This window comes from Pseudomonas avellanae BPIC 631, assembly GCF_000444135.1.
GTDB classification, from domain to species: Bacteria; Pseudomonadota; Gammaproteobacteria; order Pseudomonadales; family Pseudomonadaceae; genus Aquipseudomonas; species Aquipseudomonas avellanae.
The window spans coordinates 1-16,329 of record NZ_ATDK01000218.1 but is presented as its reverse complement, the minus strand read 5'-3'; the positions used below and the strand labels follow the sequence as shown (position 1 = coordinate 16,329).

Below are 16,329 nucleotides of genomic sequence, written 5' to 3'. Positions count from 1 at the left end.
GCATGAGCGAAAACCAAACGTACGACTCGTCCAGCATTAAAGTGCTGAAAGGACTTGATGCCGTACGCAAGCGTCCCGGAATGTACATCGGTGATACAGACGATGGCAGCGGTCTGCACCATATGGTGTTCGAGGTGGTTGATAACTCGATCGACGAAGCATTGGCAGGCCATTGCGACGACATCAGCATCATCATCCATCCAGACGAATCTATCACCGTGCGCGACAACGGCCGCGGTATTCCGGTAGACGTGCATAAAGAAGAAGGCGTGTCGGCAGCCGAGGTCATCATGACCGTGCTCCACGCGGGCGGTAAGTTCGATGACAACTCCTACAAAGTATCCGGCGGTTTGCACGGTGTAGGTGTTTCAGTGGTTAACGCCCTTTCAGAACTTCTGTTGCTGACAGTACGTCGCAGCGGCAAGATCTGGGAACAGACCTACATTCACGGTGTTCCACAAGAGCCGATGAAAATCGTTGGCGAAAGCGACAGCACCGGTACCCAGATCCACTTCAAGCCATCTGCTGACACCTTCAAGAATATCCACTTCAGCTGGGACATTCTGGCCAAGCGGATTCGTGAACTGTCGTTCCTGAACTCCGGTGTTGGCATCGTCCTCAAGGACGAGCGTAGCGGCAAGGAAGAACTTTTCAAGTACGAAGGCGGTTTGCGTGCGTTCGTTGAATACCTGAACACCAACAAGACGCCGGTCAACGAAGTGTTCCACTTCAATGTCCAGCGCGATGACGGTATCGGCGTCGAGATTGCTCTGCAGTGGAACGACAGCTTCAACGAAAACCTGTTGTGCTTCACCAACAACATTCCACAGCGCGATGGCGGCACTCACCTGGTGGGATTCCGTTCCGCACTGACACGTAACCTGAACAACTACATCGAGCAGGAAGGTCTGGCCAAGAAGCACAAGGTCGCGACCACCGGTGACGATGCGCGCGAAGGTCTGACTGCAATTATCTCGGTCAAAGTACCTGATCCGAAGTTCAGCTCGCAGACCAAAGACAAGCTGGTTTCGTCCGAAGTCAAAACTGCAGTCGAACAGGAAATGGGCAAGTACTTCTCCGACTTCCTGCTGGAAAACCCGAACGAAGCCAAAGCCGTCGTCGGCAAGATGATCGACGCAGCCCGCGCCCGTGAAGCCGCGCGCAAGGCCCGTGAGATGACTCGCCGTAAAGGCGCGTTGGACATCGCCGGCTTGCCAGGCAAACTGGCTGACTGCCAGGAAAAAGACCCTGCCCTCTCCGAACTGTATCTGGTGGAAGGGGACTCTGCTGGCGGATCAGCCAAGCAGGGACGTAACCGTAGAACCCAGGCCATCCTGCCTCTCAAGGGCAAGATCCTGAACGTTGAAAAAGCACGTTTCGACAAGATGATCTCTTCTCAGGAAGTGGGCACCTTGATCACCGCGCTGGGCTGTGGCATCGGCCGCGACGAGTACAACATCGACAAGTTGCGCTATCACAACATCATCATCATGACCGATGCTGACGTCGACGGTTCACACATCCGCACCCTGCTGCTGACCTTCTTCTTCCGTCAGTTGCCGGAGCTGATTGAGCGTGGCTACATCTACATCGCTCAGCCGCCGCTGTACAAGGTCAAGAAAGGCAAGCAGGAGCAGTACATCAAGGACGACGAGGCCATGGAAGAATACATGACCCAATCGGCCCTTGAAGACGCCAGCCTGCACCTCAGCGAGTCGGCTCCAGGTATCTCGGGCACAGCGCTGGAGAAACTGGTTCACGACTTCCGCATGGTCATGAAGACCCTTAAACGCCTGTCGCGTTTGTACCCACAGGAACTGACCGAGCACTTCGTCTATCTGCCGCCAATCACCCTGGAGCAGCTGTCGGACCACGAGGGCATGCAAGCCTGGCTGGCACTGTTCGACGCGCGTCTGCGCACCGGTGAGAAGTCGGGTCTGGTCTACAAAGCCAGCCTGCGTGAAGACCGTGAACGTAACGTCTGGCTGCCAGAGGTCGAACTGATCTCCCACGGCCTGTCGAACTACATCACTTTCAACCGCGACTTCTTTGGCAGCAACGACTACAAGACCGTTACAGCGCTGGGCGCGCAGATAAGCACGCTCCTGGAAGAAGGCGCGTACGTGCAACGTGGCGAGCGCAAAAAGCCCGTCACCGAGTTCAAGCAAGCCCTCGCCTGGCTGATGGCTGAAAGCACCAAGCGTCATACCATCCAGCGCTATAAAGGACTGGGTGAAATGAACCCGGATCAGCTCTGGGAAACCACCATGGACCCAAGCGTGCGTCGCATGCTGAAAGTCACCATCGAAGACGCCATCGGCGCTGACCAGATCTTCAACACCCTCATGGGTGATGCGGTCGAACCACGCCGTGACTTCATCGAGAGCAATGCGCTGGCGGTGTCCAACCTGGACTTCTGATGAACGCTTGATCAAACATCTACCCCGGCGAAAGTCGGGGTTTTTGTTTGTGTGGTGCTTGAAACACACAAGCGTTCTGATGGACTAAGGCGCTTGGATGAATACTTTGAATACCGGGTAGAGGCCGATGCGGTGACAGACTCCAATAAGTTTGAAATGCTGTTAGCTGAGAATGCCAGGCTGATAGCTTTGCTTGAAGCTCATAATATTGAATGGCGCATACCGGCAGAGCCTGCTCTTATACCTGTCGCTGAATCTTCGCAATTGCTCGGTACTGATAGCAAGATCGCTCTGTTCCGAAGCTTGTTTCGAGGACGGGCAGATGTCTACCCAGTCAGGTGGGAAAGCAAGACGGGCAAATCTGGGTATGCGCCTGCCTGTGCAAATGAGTGGCGACCTGGCATCTGCGAGAAGCCCAGAATCAAATGTGGCGATTGCAGCAAACGCCAATTGCTTCCGCTCACGGATGAGGTGATCTATCGCCACTTGGCGGGTGCGCTGGTGGCAGGTATCTACCCCCTTCTCCCGGATGACTCATGCTACTTCCTGGCTGCTGACTTCGATGAAGCCGAATGGCGCGATGACGCATTGGCTTTCGTTCAATCGTGCCGTGAGCTCGGCATCCCTGTATCACTTGAGGTCTCTCGTTCAGGTAACGGAGCTCACGCATGGATATTCTTTGAGCGCAATGTAGCTGCTATCGACGCACGCAGTTTAGGTACTGCAATCATCAGCCACGCCTGCGAACGCACTCGTCAGCTAAAACTCAGCTCCTACGACCGGCTATTTCCCAATCAGGACTACCTGCCAAAAGGTGGCTTCGGGAATCTAATTGCCCTGCCTCTGCAAAAGCGGGCCAGAGCGGGAAACAATAGCGTCTTTGTGGATGACTCCCTGACACCCTACCCGGATCAATGGACCTATCTGTCGACCATCCAGAGAATAAGCCCGGAAGATATTCATCCACTCATCACGCAAGCGACAGGTAAGCAGAACCCTCTGTGTGTCTGCGTCGTTGAAGAGGAACAGGAAGCTGAGCCATGGAAAAAAACGTCGGCACCTTCAACGTTGTCGTGCCCGCTGCCATCCACTCTCAAGGTCACGATAGCTAACCTGATTTACTTTGAAAAATCGCAGTTGCCTCAACCGTTGTCCAACCAGATTGTGCGGATAGCAGCGTTTCAAAACCCCGAGTTTTATAAAGCTCAGGCCATGCGAATGTCGGTATGGAATAAGCCAAGAATCATTGGATGCGCTCAAAATTTCCCGGGGCATATTGGTTTGCCAAGAGGATGCCTTGATGCAGTATTTGCACTCTTGAAAGCGAACGGCATCACTCCTACTATTCAAGACGAGCGTTTCTCGGGTATTTCTATCGATGTTAGTTTCCGAGGCACATTGAGGCCTGATCAAGACATGGCAGTAAACGCCATGTTGAGTCATGACACGGGCGTACTTTGCGCTCCAACAGCGTTCGGAAAAACGGTGAGCGCGGCGGCCATGATTGCCCAGCGGGGCGTAAGTACGCTGATACTTGTCCACAGGACCGAGCTTCTAAGGCAATGGCAGGAGCGCTTACAAGCTTTCTTGGGGCTCGACAAATTATCTGTAGGCACTATCGGCGGTGGAAAAGCAAAGCTCACAGGCATCATAGATATCGCCGTTGTGCAGTCCTTGTCGCGAAAAGGTGAGATAAGCGACGTGGTCAAAGGCTATGGGCAGGTCATCGTTGACGAGTGTCATCACCTTTCTGCTGTGTCATTCGAGGCATTATTGAGAAGCAGCGCGGCAAAATATGTGATGGGGCTTACGGCAACCCCGATCCGTCGCGACGTGCAACACCCCATCATATTCATGCAGTGTGGGCCAATCCGACACACTGCTGCCCGGCCTCTCAGTGCACCTCATGACCTTTGCGTTCTTCCTCAGACATTGTCGAATCCAGTCGTGCTCTCTGACGGTTCTGGTATTCAAGACATATTCAAACACTTGGCAAGCGATGCGCAGAGGACAGAAAAAATTGTGCAGCAGATTGAATCAGCTTACCGCCAAGGCAGGAAAGTGCTGGTATTGACCGAGCGCACAGAGCACGTCAGATTACTTGAGGCGGCATTGGAGCAGCGAGTGGCTGATCTTTTCATACTTCATGGGAGTATCCCCAAGAAGCAACGTATTGCCTGCGTAAAAGCGCTTGAGTCCCTGCCTGCCGATGCTCCACGAGTACTTCTGGCGACGGGAAAACTTGTAGGTGAAGGCTTCGATCATCCCCCCTTGGACACGTTGGTGCTAGCAATGCCGGTTTCTTGGAAAGGTATCCTTCAACAATACACCGGACGCCTGCACCGAGCCCATGCAGAGAAAGCAGATGTACAGGTAATCGACTTCGTTGATACGGGGCACATAGTTCTTTCGAGAATGTGGAACAAGCGTCAAGCCGGATACAAAGCCATGGGTTACCGCATTGTTGATATTTCTGCCACTCAGGATCTGCTCCATCAAGGCTAACTATTTAAGCGAGAGTGGAGCATGAAATTCACCCTCCCCTCTGTTTTTACTCGGCGTAGCCCTGATACTTAATATGCCTTTGAAAAAATCGTGGCTGAACATCTACTGATCTGATCGTTCAAGCCAAGCGCACACCGTAGTTTCTACGTATTAAATGCGAGTCGCTCTGGGTAAGACCTTGATCAATTCGACATCGCGCCAGCGATAACAAATCTATGGTTAGGCAAAACGTCATCGCTGCTGATCTCGAACGGAACAGAGAGTGAGCGCCACTTGCCATAGGGTAGCGATGCGCGACAGAAATAGGACAGGCTCCCTTCCCCGATCAGAGAACCTTCATATGTAGCCCGCTCTGCAAGCAGAACTGCGCGAGCCCGTACACAATCCTCCAGCTCGCCTGTTTTGGAGTCCCACCCGAGTTCCAACAACGGAGCCAGTACGCCCTCGCTACCCGACTTTGCTGGGAGGGTCATGCTGGCGATATACAGCGGCGATTTGTCCCATCGACTCGATTGCCTCATGGTGATGACTTGTAACCCGGCCTTTTGGGCCGTGCTGATAGCTACGTCATGGGGCAGGCCCAGTAGAGCAGCCAACGCCCAGCCATCATGATCGTGAGTAAGCAAGCGTGACACACATTGATTGGCCCATCTCTCTTCATCCTTTCGCAGCATTTGCCAATAAGGCTTCAGGACGTTCCCAAGGCTTGAACTTCGTGTAATGCCCCTAAAAGGTTGATCTGATAATCAAGCGATGTGGGATCGTCGAGCAAACGAGCTGCGGTCGCCTCTACGACAAAATGCCCTTTCTCCTTCGCGCTACTAATCAGTTTTCTGACCTTCTGCGTAATGTCTTTAGCCATAGTGTGGACTTTCCTGGACCGGAACGACGTTCATGTGTGGCGTAGCAGTCCTATCAGGCGGGATTCTCGCCAAGCCCTGTAGGGATAATATTATGACTTTATCAGCACAATGTTCCACGTGGAACACATTATCGTGAGAAGCAAGCAGGCGTTTTTCACTCGGCCAGCGAACCCTCCAGGAGCTGGCTCGCTGAGTAAATGATGATTCACCAGCGTCTACTAAGGGGCCGATACACCACCTACATGATCGCATTCCAGCCCTAAAACAGCTTCGCCAAGCGCAGATTCAACCGGGACTTCTCCATAAAGCCCTGCTCCACTTCCACATCTCTACCGATCACTGCCTGTACCTGAACCGATGGCGTCAGCATGTGAGTGGCGCTCATGCGTATATACGTGGTGCCAAGTCTGTCGTCCTGATTGATGCCGCCCACCCGGTTTTCTCCGCCATTGATGTAGCCGCCACCCAACGCAAAATGGGTTTGTGGCGAAAGGTTGTAGCGCAGATAAGCCTGATATTCGTAGCGTGTTTTTTGTTCGAGCGTGGCACTGCCAGGGCCGTAGTCGGTGTTATGGCTGAACCATGACACATCGGCAGCGGTGTCGAGCGCCCATTTTTCTTTGAAGTGGTGGATGTAAGCCGCTTGCAGCAGAAGACGCCAGCGGTTTTCTCCGAGGTTTAACGCGTCATCGTTGTCGTAGCTGCCGGTGGGCACGTATAGGTAGGGTGCCAGAGAAAAGACATCCTTGTGGGCCGTGCTCAAGGTCCACTTCACCGGTGCGCCAAGAATCAGGTCGCCGGTGCCTGTGGTCTGGCCGAGCGAGTTCGCCTCGCCGCCGGCCTTGAGATGCCCATAGGGCAGAATGAATTGCGGCTCTATTACAGCGTTGTCAGTCAGCGCAAACGAGTGGATATAGCGCAGCAGACCGACATCGGTCTTGAGCCGAAAGTCGTCCGACACCTTGTGACCATTGCTGTAGAAGTCAGAGCTTTCAGCATGTTGTGCGTAGACAAGCAGAGCGCTCATGCCTGCAGGCAACGGCTCATAATCCCCTGCCGTGATCTCCAATGCATGAGTGACTGCCGAACCACTCAACAGGGTAAAGCCGGCCAGCGCTGAACGGGCAACCAACGTGAATCGTTGCATGATCTGTTTCCTCATAGATAAATGCGTGTCAGCGACTGAGCAGCCCGCTGCCCGGATGGCAGTTGAGGTATTCGAAGTACTGAGCCTCACTGGGGATGACCGCGATCTCGTGGTAGAGACGCAACTGGACCTGGAAGTTGAGCGTCTGCACGTACTGCATAAAGCCGCCGAAGATCGCTACATGGGTGGGATGAGTCTTCGCCCAGCGCTCCAGGTTGGCCAGGTCATCAAACCAGGCCAGGCCGAAACTCTTCTCCACAGGCTCGCCAGTCTCACTATCCAGGGCCTGCATGAACCGACAGTTCAGGCAGCCGACGGTGGCTCCCTCATCACGCAGAAACGTCATCCCGTTTTGCAGGACGGGTTGTATGTCGTTCAAGTACAGGTCGCGTTCCTGTCCGGTGGTACTGCTCCAGTCCTGGCCGGAGCGAATGAGGCAAAGATTGTCGCGGCCTGAAACGCGTACACGGCCTGGGCGCTCAGATGCTCCACTCGTGGGGCTGCTGCCGATCAATGCGTCGGTCTGGGCCAGAGGAATGCGGTCGCGAGAACTTCCCCAGTAGGCGTGTTCCAGAATCGGCTCGCTCATATGGGTGGCTAAATGAGCAACGCCTTCGGGCGTTCCCGGGGCAGAAAACAATGTTTCGAAACGCTCGGCGGTGGGGCAGACAACTTCGAGAAACCAGCCAATTGGTCCTGTTTCACGAGCCGGGTCTTGCCACCATTGGTTGAAACCCGAGTCGCTGCGCCACTGATAAAACGCATCCACGTCTCGCCAGTAAGCAATGGCAAGGCAGGTATGCAGGCCATTGGCATCCACGCAGCGCGCGCTGTCCCAATACTGAGGACCTGAGCCCGCGACGAAATACTTGGTGATAGGTGCAAGGTCCAGCAGACCTACTGGATGCAATGCCTGGATGCCGAAGTAAGCCATCACCACCTGCCCTGCCAAGGGATCGAAACGCGCCGACCACGCAGGAAAAGGTGGTTGATAGCCTTTAGGTACATTGCTGTTCAGCGTGCGCGGGGTGCGCAGATGGTCAGGAATGGCTGAGCGCATGTCACACCTCCATCGCAATGACTGGCTGAGTCGGCTCGGCAACCTCGCTGCCAATTGGCAGGCCAGGCAGTTCCACCACGCAAGGGTTGGGATTGGGGTTGAACATCAGGCGTGTGACGTCGGGGCGCGAGTAGTGCCCTGCCGGGTCGGCCGCGACTTTGGCGAAGATCAATGCGGCAGGATCAAGTGTTGCGTAAAGCAGGCCTTCTTCATGCTCGCCCAACGGGGTGGCGAGGTCGCTTCCGTCCGGGCCAAAGATGCGTGCATTCCCGCCGCCGGCTTGCAGCAAGCTACGTTTGGCATCGCTGTCACAGAGCATCTCGATCATTTCCGGAGAGACCACTGCGCACGGTGCAATGACGAAGCACTGCCCTTCTGCGGCATAAACGCGTGAAGCAGCCGTATTGACCTCGGGGCCAAGTGCGCGGGTGGCGTTCTGGTACAGGCTGAAGCTGGGCCAGGCGGCTACGTGAATCTGTTCGTTCTGCGCGTACATGGCGTATTTCGAGAGCGGTTGCAGGTGCTCCCAGCAGCAAAGGGCACCCAGTACGCCTACAGGTGTTTCAAAGGGTCGCAATGATGCCCCGTCGCCTTCGCCAAACAATGTACGTTCTACATGCGTCGCCTTGAGCTTGCGTCGCGTGCCAACGGTTTCGCCTTGATCGTCGATGATCCACTGACCGATATACAGCGAAGCCTTGCTGCGCTCGCTGTAACCCAGCACCACGTAGATACCGTGCTGACGAGCTGCATCACTGATGCGTCGTGCCTGAGCACTGTCCAGCACCAGAGACTGCTGGTGATAGCGATGCACCAACGGCATGTTCCAGGCCGGTGCGTCCAGCCACAAAAACCACGGGTAGCCCGGAATCCACGTCTCGGGGAATGCAATCAGACCGGCTCCGGCGGCCGCTGCCTGCTCGATCAGGGCTATGGTCTTGTCTACCGTGGCGTCCAGATTCAGGAACACGGGCGCGGCCTGTACGCAGGCAACTTTCAGTGGCGTTTTCATAGTCATAAGCTCAAATGGCGGGTAGATGGCCACAGGCTATTGGCTTTTCCGGCAGTGGTATTAGGACGAAAAGGAACCGCTTTTTGACTGCCGTGCACTGACCGGCAGGAGTGGTTTCAGACTTGCATGGCGAAAGGCTTGAAGCATCGAAGTGCAGGTTGAACGCGATGAGCATCTTTTTCGATACCGACAATATTGCAGCGCGAGAACGAGCAGAGTTCTGGCAAGAGGTGGTGTGCAATACCTTTGTACCGCTGAGCTGCGCCTTTTCGGATCGGAATAACTTCCAGGGCCGGCTGCGCTCGCACAGCATCGCTACGCTGTCATTGGTTGACGTACAGGCTTGCAGGCAAACCGTTGTTCGCGACGCCGCGCGAATTTCCCGCAGCGACGATGAATTTGTGCTGGTGAGTCTGGCGCTTGAAGGCAGGGCGCAGGTTTCCCAAGAGGGGCGCGAAGCAATATTGGAGGTCGGCGACTTTGCTATCTATGACACTCGTCGCCCTTACCGGCTGCACTTCGGCAGTGCATTCAGGCAGACCGTGGTGCAAATCCCGCGCAAGAGTCTGCAACAGCGCCTGTGCAATCTTGAGTATCTGACGGCGTTATCAATGTCTCGCGATAACCCGCTAAATGGATTGGTGTTCGACTTTTTCACCGGCCTTGCCGCCCTCGAGAATCGAGTGGGTGAAACACAGCAAGTTCGGATAACTGAGCAAGGGCTGGACCTGCTGGCAATGGCGCTGTCCGAGCGGGTCAAAGGACAGGCACAGGGCTCGAAGCGCAGCGCCCTTCTGCTGCGCATCAAAGACCACATTCAGTCCAACCTGACAGATACAACGCTTACCCTCCCCTGCGTCAGCGCCCGGTTCGGAATAAGCACTCGCTACCTCAACAGCCTTTTTCACGACGAGGAGACATCGTTCGGTCGGTACCTGCTGTCTTCACGGTTGCAACACTGCGCCAACGATTTGCGCGAACCACTGCTGGTCAATCGGCAGATCAGCGAGATCGCCTGGCGCTGGGGATTCAGCGATGTGGCGTACTTCAGCAGGGTGTTTCGTCAACGGTACGGATTGACTGCGCGGGAGTATCGGACAGTCGTATCTCGCTAGAGGCCTTGAACAAAAAAAACCGACCCTGTCGAGGTCGGTTTTTTGTACATCACCAAAACTTATGCACGTTTTACGTGCTTTTATGGCTAACAGAAATATGTATAGGAATTAACAGGTTAAACGCCATTTTTGGATTTTTTCAGAATTCCGTGCACAGGTTATCCACAAAATCACGCCGGGACTTTTTCGGTGCTTGTCGTCGGTGCAACCGGTGAGCCCATTGCGCGTTGTGTGTCCTCATTCCAGGTCTGAACGCGCTCGTTCAACGCAGCAATGGCGCGCGGGCCTGTACCTTCTGCGTACATCGGTTCGCCGATGACCACCTGAATAGTGCCTGGCTTCTTCCCCCAGCCATCGCGAGGCCAGTGTTTGCCTGCGTTGTGAGCAATAGGCAGAACCGGCAGGTCGGCGTTGACCGCCAGTGCCGTGCCGCCACGCGAGAACTTGCCTACCTGGCCGTAAGGCACGCGTGTGCCTTCCGGGAAGATCAGCACCCAGACGCCGTCCTTGAGCAATTCGTCGCCCTTCTTGGCGATTTCCCTGAGTGCAGCCTTCGGGTTGTCACGGTCGATGGCGATGGGGCGCAGCATGGCCATCGCCCAGCCGAAGAAGGGCACGTACAGCAACTCACGCTTGAGGACCTGGCTCAGCGGCTCGAAATACGCCGACAGAAAGAAGGTTTCCCACGTGCTTTGATGGTTGGAGATGATCACGCACGGCGTTGTCGGAACGTTGTCTGCGCCGGTCACTTCTACCTTGATGTTCAGGAACACCCGTGTCAGCCACAGTGCGCAGCGGCACCAGTAGACATTGATAAAGCGATAGCGGGCCTTGAACGGCAGAAACGGCGCGATGAAAAAGCTCAAGGTGCACCACAGCAACGAGCTGGTGCCCAGCAACAGGTAAAAGATGAAGGTCCTGATTGCCTGCATGATCGACATAGTTACGTTTACCGTACGGGCAGGTGCCCGCTCCTTGAGCGTCCTGAACCTGGAAGGTCAGTTGTTCAGTGAAGCGCTAGTGTGGATAAGTTCTGCGGCAACTGCCGCCAGATCGTCAAAAATCAGCGTACCTGTCGGCACTTCGCCGTTCATCGTCTTGCGGCCTTTGCCGGTCAACACCAGCACAGGCTGAGCATCGACGGCCAGCGCGGCTTGCAGGTCACCTTTGCTATCGCCCACGAACCACAGGCCCTTCAGGTCTGCCGAGTAGTGTCGGGCAATGGCCTGGAGCATGCCGGGTTTGGGTTTGCGACAGTCACAGCCATCGTCTGGCCCATGCGGACAATAGACGATCAAACCAACCTCGCCACCCTGCTCTGCCACCAGCGTGCGCAAGCGCGCGTGCATGGCGTCCAGGGTGGCCAGGTCGTAATAACCTCGGGCAATGCCCGACTGGTTGGTGGCGATGGCCACCGTCCAGCCGGCCTTGCTCAGCTCTGCGATGGCCTCGACCGAGCCAGGAATGGGTATCCACTCCTCAACCGACTTGATGTAGGCGTCGGAGTCGTGATTGATCACGCCATCCCGGTCAAGTATCAGCAGTTTCAACAGCGTCCCCTTGTCAGCCCAGCAGCGAGATATCGGCAACGCCGAGGAACAGGCCGCGCAAGCGCGCCAACAAGGCATAACGGTTGGCGCGCACATTGGCGTCTTCCGCGTTGACCATCACCGCTTCAAAGAACGCATCGACCGGCTCCCGCAGCATCGCCAGACGCGCCAGCGATTCGCTGTACTGACGCTCGGCAGCCATTGGCTGGACCGCATGATCAGCCTGCTGGATTGCCGAGTACAGCGAGAACTCGTTGGCGTTGTCGAAGTACTTGGGCTCGACGGTCTGGGCGATGCTGCCCTCGGCCTTGCTCAGCAGGTTCGATACGCGCTTGTTCACGGCAGCCAGTGCGGCGGCTTGCGGGAGTTTGCGGAAAGCCTGCACCGCCTGAACGCGCTGATCGAAATCAAGCGCCGAGGCGGGTTGCAAGGCACGCACCGAGAGGTACACGGCCACTTCGACGCCTTCGTCTTCGTAACGCGCACGCAGACGGTCGAAAATGAACTCCAGCACCTGCTCTGCCAGGCCCGCGGGCTTGACCTTGGCACCGAACTGCGTGACCGCGAACTTCACGGTCTCGACCAGGTTCAGGTCCAGCTTCTTCTCGATCAGGATCCGCAGGATGCCCAGCGCCGCACGACGCAAGGCATACGGGTCTTTGCTGCCGGTGGGCAGCATGCCGATACCAAAAATACCGACCAGGGTGTCGAGCTTGTCAGCGATGGCAACTGCCGCACCGGTCAGCGTGGTCGGCAGCTCAGCACCTGCGCCACGTGGCATGTACTGCTCGTTGAGCGCCAGCGCGACATCTTCTGCCTCGCCATCGGCCTTGGCGTAGTAGTAACCGGCGATGCCCTGCATTTCCGGGAACTCGCCAACCATTTCACTCGACAGGTCGCACTTGGACAACAGCCCGGCACGCGCCGCACGCTGGGCGTCGCCGCCGATGCGGGGTGCGATGTAGGCGGCAAGCTTGGAGACGCGCTCGGCCTTGTCGAATACGCTGCCCAACTGGGCCTGGAACACGACGTTTTTCAGGCGATCGTTGAAGGTTTCCAGCTTCTGCTTCTTGTCCTGCTTGAAGAAGAACTCGGCGTCGGTCAGGCGTGGGCGAACCACTTTCTCGTTACCGGCGATGATCTGGGCCGGGTCCTTGCTCTCGATGTTGGCCACCGTGATGAAGCGCGGCAGCAACTTGCCGTCGGCATCCAGCAGGCAGAAATACTTCTGGTTGTCCTGCATGGTGGTGATCAGGGCTTCCTGAGGCACATCAAGGAAACGCTCTTCGAACGAACACACCAGCGGAACCGGCCATTCGACCAGCCCGGCCACTTCGTCCAGCAGGCTTGGCGGCACGATGGCGGTGCCTTCCTGTTGGCTGGCCAGCTCTTCGACGCGCTTGCTGATGATCTGGCGACGTTCGTTGAAGTCGGCCAGTACGTGAGCCGCGCGCAGGTCGCTGAGGTAGCCGGCAGGCGAAGAAATACGCACGTCTTCCGGGTGATGGAAGCGGTGGCCGCGAGAATGACGACCGGCGCTCTGGGCGAGAATCGTGCAGTCAACCACCTGATCGCCGAACAGCATCACCAGCCACTGGGTCGGCCTTACGAACTCTTCCTTGCGAGCACCCCAGCGCATGCGCTTGGCAATCGGCAGGTCGTTCAGCGAGTCTTCGACAATGGTCGGCAGCAGCGAGGTGGTCGGCTTGCCGAGAATAGTCTGGCTGTAGCGCAGTTTCGGGCCGCTCTGATCGATTTCGCTCAGGTCGACGCCGCACTTCTTGGCGAAGCCCAATGCTGCCTGAGTCGGGTTGCCGTCAGCGTCGAACGCGGCCTGACGCGGCGGGCCGTCCAGGTTGACGCTGCGATCCGGTTGTTGCGTGGCCAGTGCGGTGATCAGCACGGCCAGACGACGCGGCGCGGCGTAGACCTGTTTGGCGCTGTAGGTCAGACCTGCGCCCGCGAGGCCTTTTTCAATACCGGCGAGAAAAGCATCTGCCAGAGACACGAGGGTCTTGGGTGGCAGTTCTTCGGTGCCCAGTTCTACCAGAAAATCTTGAGCACTCATTGCGCTGCCTCCAGCTTGGCCAACACTTCATCGCGTAGATCGGGCGGCGCCATCGGGAAGCCGAGACGGGCCCGGGCTTGCAGGTAGGCCTGAGCCACCGAGCGGGCCAGTGTGCGTACGCGCAGGATGTATTGCTGACGCGCGGTCACGGAAATCGCGCGACGGGCATCCAGCAGGTTGAAGGTGTGCGAGGCCTTGAGGACCATTTCGTAGCCCGGCAAAGGCAGCTCCAGCTCGATCAGGCGTGCGGCTTCGCTTTCGTAAAAGTCGAACAGTTCGAACAGTTTGTCGACGTTGGCGTGTTCGAAGTTGTAGGTGGACTGCTCCACCTCGTTCTGGTGGAACACGTCGCCGTAGGTCACTTTGCCGAACGGGCCGTCAGCCCACACCAGGTCGTAGACCGAGTCCACGCCCTGCTGGTACATCGCCAGACGCTCGAGGCCGTAGGTGATTTCGCCAGTCACCGGGTAGCACTCGATGCCGCCGACCTGTTGGAAGTAGGTGAACTGCGAGACTTCCATGCCGTTGAGCCAGATTTCCCAGCCCAGACCCCAGGCGCCCAGCGTCGGCGATTCCCAGTTGTCTTCGACAAAACGCACGTCATGCACCAGCGGATCGAGGCCGATGTGCTTGAGCGAGCCCAGGTACAGTTCCTGGAAGTTGTCCGGGTTCGGCTTGAGAATCACCTGAAACTGGTAGTAATGCTGAAGGCGGTTCGGGTTTTCGCCGTAACGGCCGTCAGTCGGCCGACGGCTTGGCTGTACGTAAGCGGCATTCCAGGTTTCCGGGCCTACGGCGCGCAGAAACGTGGCGGTGTGGAACGTGCCGGCGCCTACTTCCATATCGTAGGGCTGAAGTACCACGCAACCTTGTTCTGCCCAATATTGCTGGAGGGCGAGGATCAAGTCTTGGAAGGTACGCACGGCTGGCGTAGGCTGGCTCACAAATTTCACCTGTGCTGGGCTGCGATTCAAAGAGCGGGAGTATACCCGATTCGGCCGCACGTCCACTCCTGGGAGCCCTATGACACGCTGCTTTTGGTGCAACGAAGACCCCTTGTACATCGCTTATCACGATCAGGAGTGGGGAGTGCCGCTGCGCGATGCGCAGAAGCTCTTCGAGTTGCTTTTGCTCGAAGGGTTCCAGGCAGGTCTGTCGTGGATCACGATTCTCAAGCGCCGGGCGCGTTATCGCGAGGTGCTGTTCGGCTTCGATGCCGAGCGGCTGGCGCAATTGAGCGATGCCGAGATCGACGCGCTGATGCTTGATCCGACCATCATCCGCAACCGCCTCAAGCTCAAGGCCGTGCGCACCAACGCGCGGGCCTGGCTGGCGCTGGAAGACCCGGTCGGCCTGCTCTGGTCGTTTGTCGGTGGCAAACAGAAGATCAACCATTTCAAGGATCGCAGCGAGGTCCCGGCCATTACCGTCGAGGCCGAAGCGATGAGCAAGGCGCTGAAAAAAGCCGGCTTCACCTTTGTCGGCCCGACCATCTGTTATGCCTATATGCAGGCCACCGGCATGGTCATGGACCATACCGTCGATTGTGATCGGTACGCGATCCTGAGCCGCTGACGTTACACTACCCGCCTCGAGAATCTGGGAGTCATCTGTGGATAAGTTCAAAGGCGCCGTAATGGTCGGGGCGTTGCGATTGTTTGCGCTGCTGCCGTGGCGAGCCGTGCAATGGGTCGGCACGACCATCGGCTGGTTGATGTGGAAACTGCCCAACCGCTCGCGTGAAGTGGCGCGGATCAACCTGTCCAAGTGTTTCCCCGAACTGAGCGAGCCCGAGCTGGAAAAGCTCGTCGGCCGCAGCCTGATGGACATCGGCAAGACGCTCACCGAAAGCGCCTGTGCGTGGATCTGGCCTGCTCAAAAATCGATCAATCTGGTGCGTGAAGTCGAAGGGCTTGAGGTACTCAAGGAAGCGCTGGCGTCTGGCAAGGGCGTAGTCGGGATTACCAGTCACCTAGGCAACTGGGAAGTGCTCAATCACTTCTATTGCAGCCAGTGCAAGCCGATCATTTTCTATCGGCCGCCCAAGTTGAAAGCGGTGGATGACCTGTTGCGCAAACAGCGCGTGCAGTTGGGCAACCGGGTGGCAGCATCGACCAAGGAAGGCATTCTCAGCGTCATCAAGGAAGTGCGCAAAGGCGGCTCGGTTGGCATTCCGGCCGATCCGGAGCCAGCTGAATCAGCGGGTATTTTCGTGCCCTTTTGCGGCACCCAGGCGTTGACCAGCAAGTTCGTACCGAACATGCTGGCTGGCGGCAAGGCCGTCGGCGTGTTCCTGCACGCCATGCGCCTGCCGGACGGTTCGGGCTACAAGGTTGTGCTGGAGGCGGCTCCCGAAGCCATGTACAGCACCGACACCGAAACCTCGGCAGCGGCGATGAGTAAAGTGGTCGAGAAATACGTGCGGGCCTACCCGAGCCAGTACATGTGGACCATGAAACGCTTCAAGAAACGCCCGGCGGGCGAGGCGCGCTGGTACTAGAAAAGACCGGACGCGGAGCGTCCAGAACTGCATGCGACGCGGAGCGCCGCACGATAGTTAAGGTTATCGTTCCGCACGCTCCAGCGTCG

General features: G+C 57.0%; 13 protein-coding genes. 5 read left to right on the top strand and 8 right to left on the bottom strand.

Translation table 11 applies throughout. From position 1 onward, the window contains the following. Nucleotides 1–2 precede the first annotated feature (2 nt). Both gyrB and DW49_RS0108820 read left to right on the top strand, forming a co-directional pair. Nucleotides 3–2,420, top strand: a complete 2,418-nt coding sequence (gyrB, locus tag DW49_RS0108825; RefSeq protein WP_005613516.1) for a DNA topoisomerase (ATP-hydrolyzing) subunit B — start codon at nt 3–5, stop codon at nt 2,418–2,420. Between the two features lie 132 nt (nt 2,421–2,552). Further along, nucleotides 2,553–4,925 carry a TOTE conflict system archaeo-eukaryotic primase domain-containing protein gene (locus DW49_RS0108820; RefSeq protein WP_024419696.1) on the top strand — a complete coding sequence of 791 codons (2,373 nt, stop codon included), beginning with the start codon at nt 2,553–2,555 and terminating at the stop codon, nt 4,923–4,925. Nucleotides 4,926–5,613: 688 nt separating this feature from the next. Here DW49_RS0108820 and DW49_RS1000000132820 read toward each other — a convergent pair. From DW49_RS1000000132820 to DW49_RS0108795, 4 genes are all read right to left on the bottom strand, one after another. After that, nucleotides 5,614–5,787, bottom strand: a complete 174-nt coding sequence (locus DW49_RS1000000132820) for a hypothetical protein (protein ID WP_154655494.1) — start codon at nt 5,785–5,787, stop codon at nt 5,614–5,616. A gap of 260 nt (nt 5,788–6,047) precedes the next feature. Continuing rightward, nucleotides 6,048–6,935 carry a transporter gene (locus tag DW49_RS0108805; protein ID WP_005613512.1) on the bottom strand — a complete coding sequence of 296 codons (888 nt, stop codon included), beginning with the start codon at nt 6,933–6,935 and terminating at the stop codon, nt 6,048–6,050. Nucleotides 6,936–6,963: 28 nt separating this feature from the next. Then, the gene (locus tag DW49_RS0108800) at nt 6,964–7,995 is read right to left on the bottom strand and encodes a phenylacetaldoxime dehydratase family protein (protein WP_005613510.1); all 1,032 of its coding nucleotides are present in this window, start codon (nt 7,993–7,995) and stop codon (nt 6,964–6,966) included. A gap of 1 nt (nt 7,996) precedes the next feature. After that, nucleotides 7,997–9,007, bottom strand: coding sequence for a nitrilase (locus tag DW49_RS0108795; RefSeq protein WP_005613509.1), 1,011 nt, complete (start codon nt 9,005–9,007; stop codon nt 7,997–7,999). Between the two features lie 167 nt (nt 9,008–9,174). Between DW49_RS0108795 and DW49_RS0108790 the strand changes: the two genes are divergently transcribed. Continuing rightward, nucleotides 9,175–10,122: an AraC-like ligand-binding domain-containing protein gene (locus tag DW49_RS0108790; RefSeq protein ID WP_024419694.1), complete on the top strand. Its 948-nt coding sequence runs from the start codon at nt 9,175–9,177 to the stop codon at nt 10,120–10,122. A gap of 170 nt (nt 10,123–10,292) precedes the next feature. Here DW49_RS0108790 and DW49_RS0108785 read toward each other — a convergent pair whose 3' ends face one another. From DW49_RS0108785 to glyQ, 4 genes are read right to left on the bottom strand one after another with little or no spacing between them, the layout of a single operon-like run. Beyond that, entirely contained in the window at nt 10,293–11,063 is a 771-nt protein-coding gene (locus DW49_RS0108785) for a lysophospholipid acyltransferase family protein (protein ID WP_005613505.1), read from the bottom strand. Nucleotides 11,064–11,120: 57 nt separating this feature from the next. Next, a complete protein-coding gene (gmhB, locus tag DW49_RS0108780; RefSeq protein ID WP_005613504.1) occupies nt 11,121–11,672 on the bottom strand; it encodes a D-glycero-beta-D-manno-heptose 1,7-bisphosphate 7-phosphatase in 552 nt (183 codons plus the stop codon). 13 nt (nt 11,673–11,685) lie between these two features. Further along, complete coding sequence (gene glyS, locus DW49_RS0108775) at nt 11,686–13,740, bottom strand: glycine--tRNA ligase subunit beta (protein ID WP_005613502.1); 2,055 nt, start codon at nt 13,738–13,740, stop codon at nt 11,686–11,688. Continuing rightward, entirely contained in the window at nt 13,737–14,684 is a 948-nt protein-coding gene (gene glyQ / locus DW49_RS0108770) for a glycine--tRNA ligase subunit alpha (protein ID WP_003379468.1), read from the bottom strand. The genes glyS and glyQ overlap by 4 nt, the downstream gene beginning before the upstream one ends. 79 nt (nt 14,685–14,763) lie before the next feature. Here glyQ and DW49_RS0108765 point away from each other — a divergent pair, with 79 nt between their 5' ends. Both DW49_RS0108765 and DW49_RS0108760 read left to right on the top strand, forming a co-directional pair. After that, nucleotides 14,764–15,315: a DNA-3-methyladenine glycosylase I gene (locus DW49_RS0108765; protein ID WP_024419693.1), complete on the top strand. Its 552-nt coding sequence runs from the start codon at nt 14,764–14,766 to the stop codon at nt 15,313–15,315. 37 nt (nt 15,316–15,352) lie between these two features. Next, complete coding sequence (locus DW49_RS0108760) at nt 15,353–16,240, top strand: lysophospholipid acyltransferase (protein ID WP_024419692.1); 888 nt, start codon at nt 15,353–15,355, stop codon at nt 16,238–16,240. Nucleotides 16,241–16,329 lie beyond the last annotated feature (89 nt).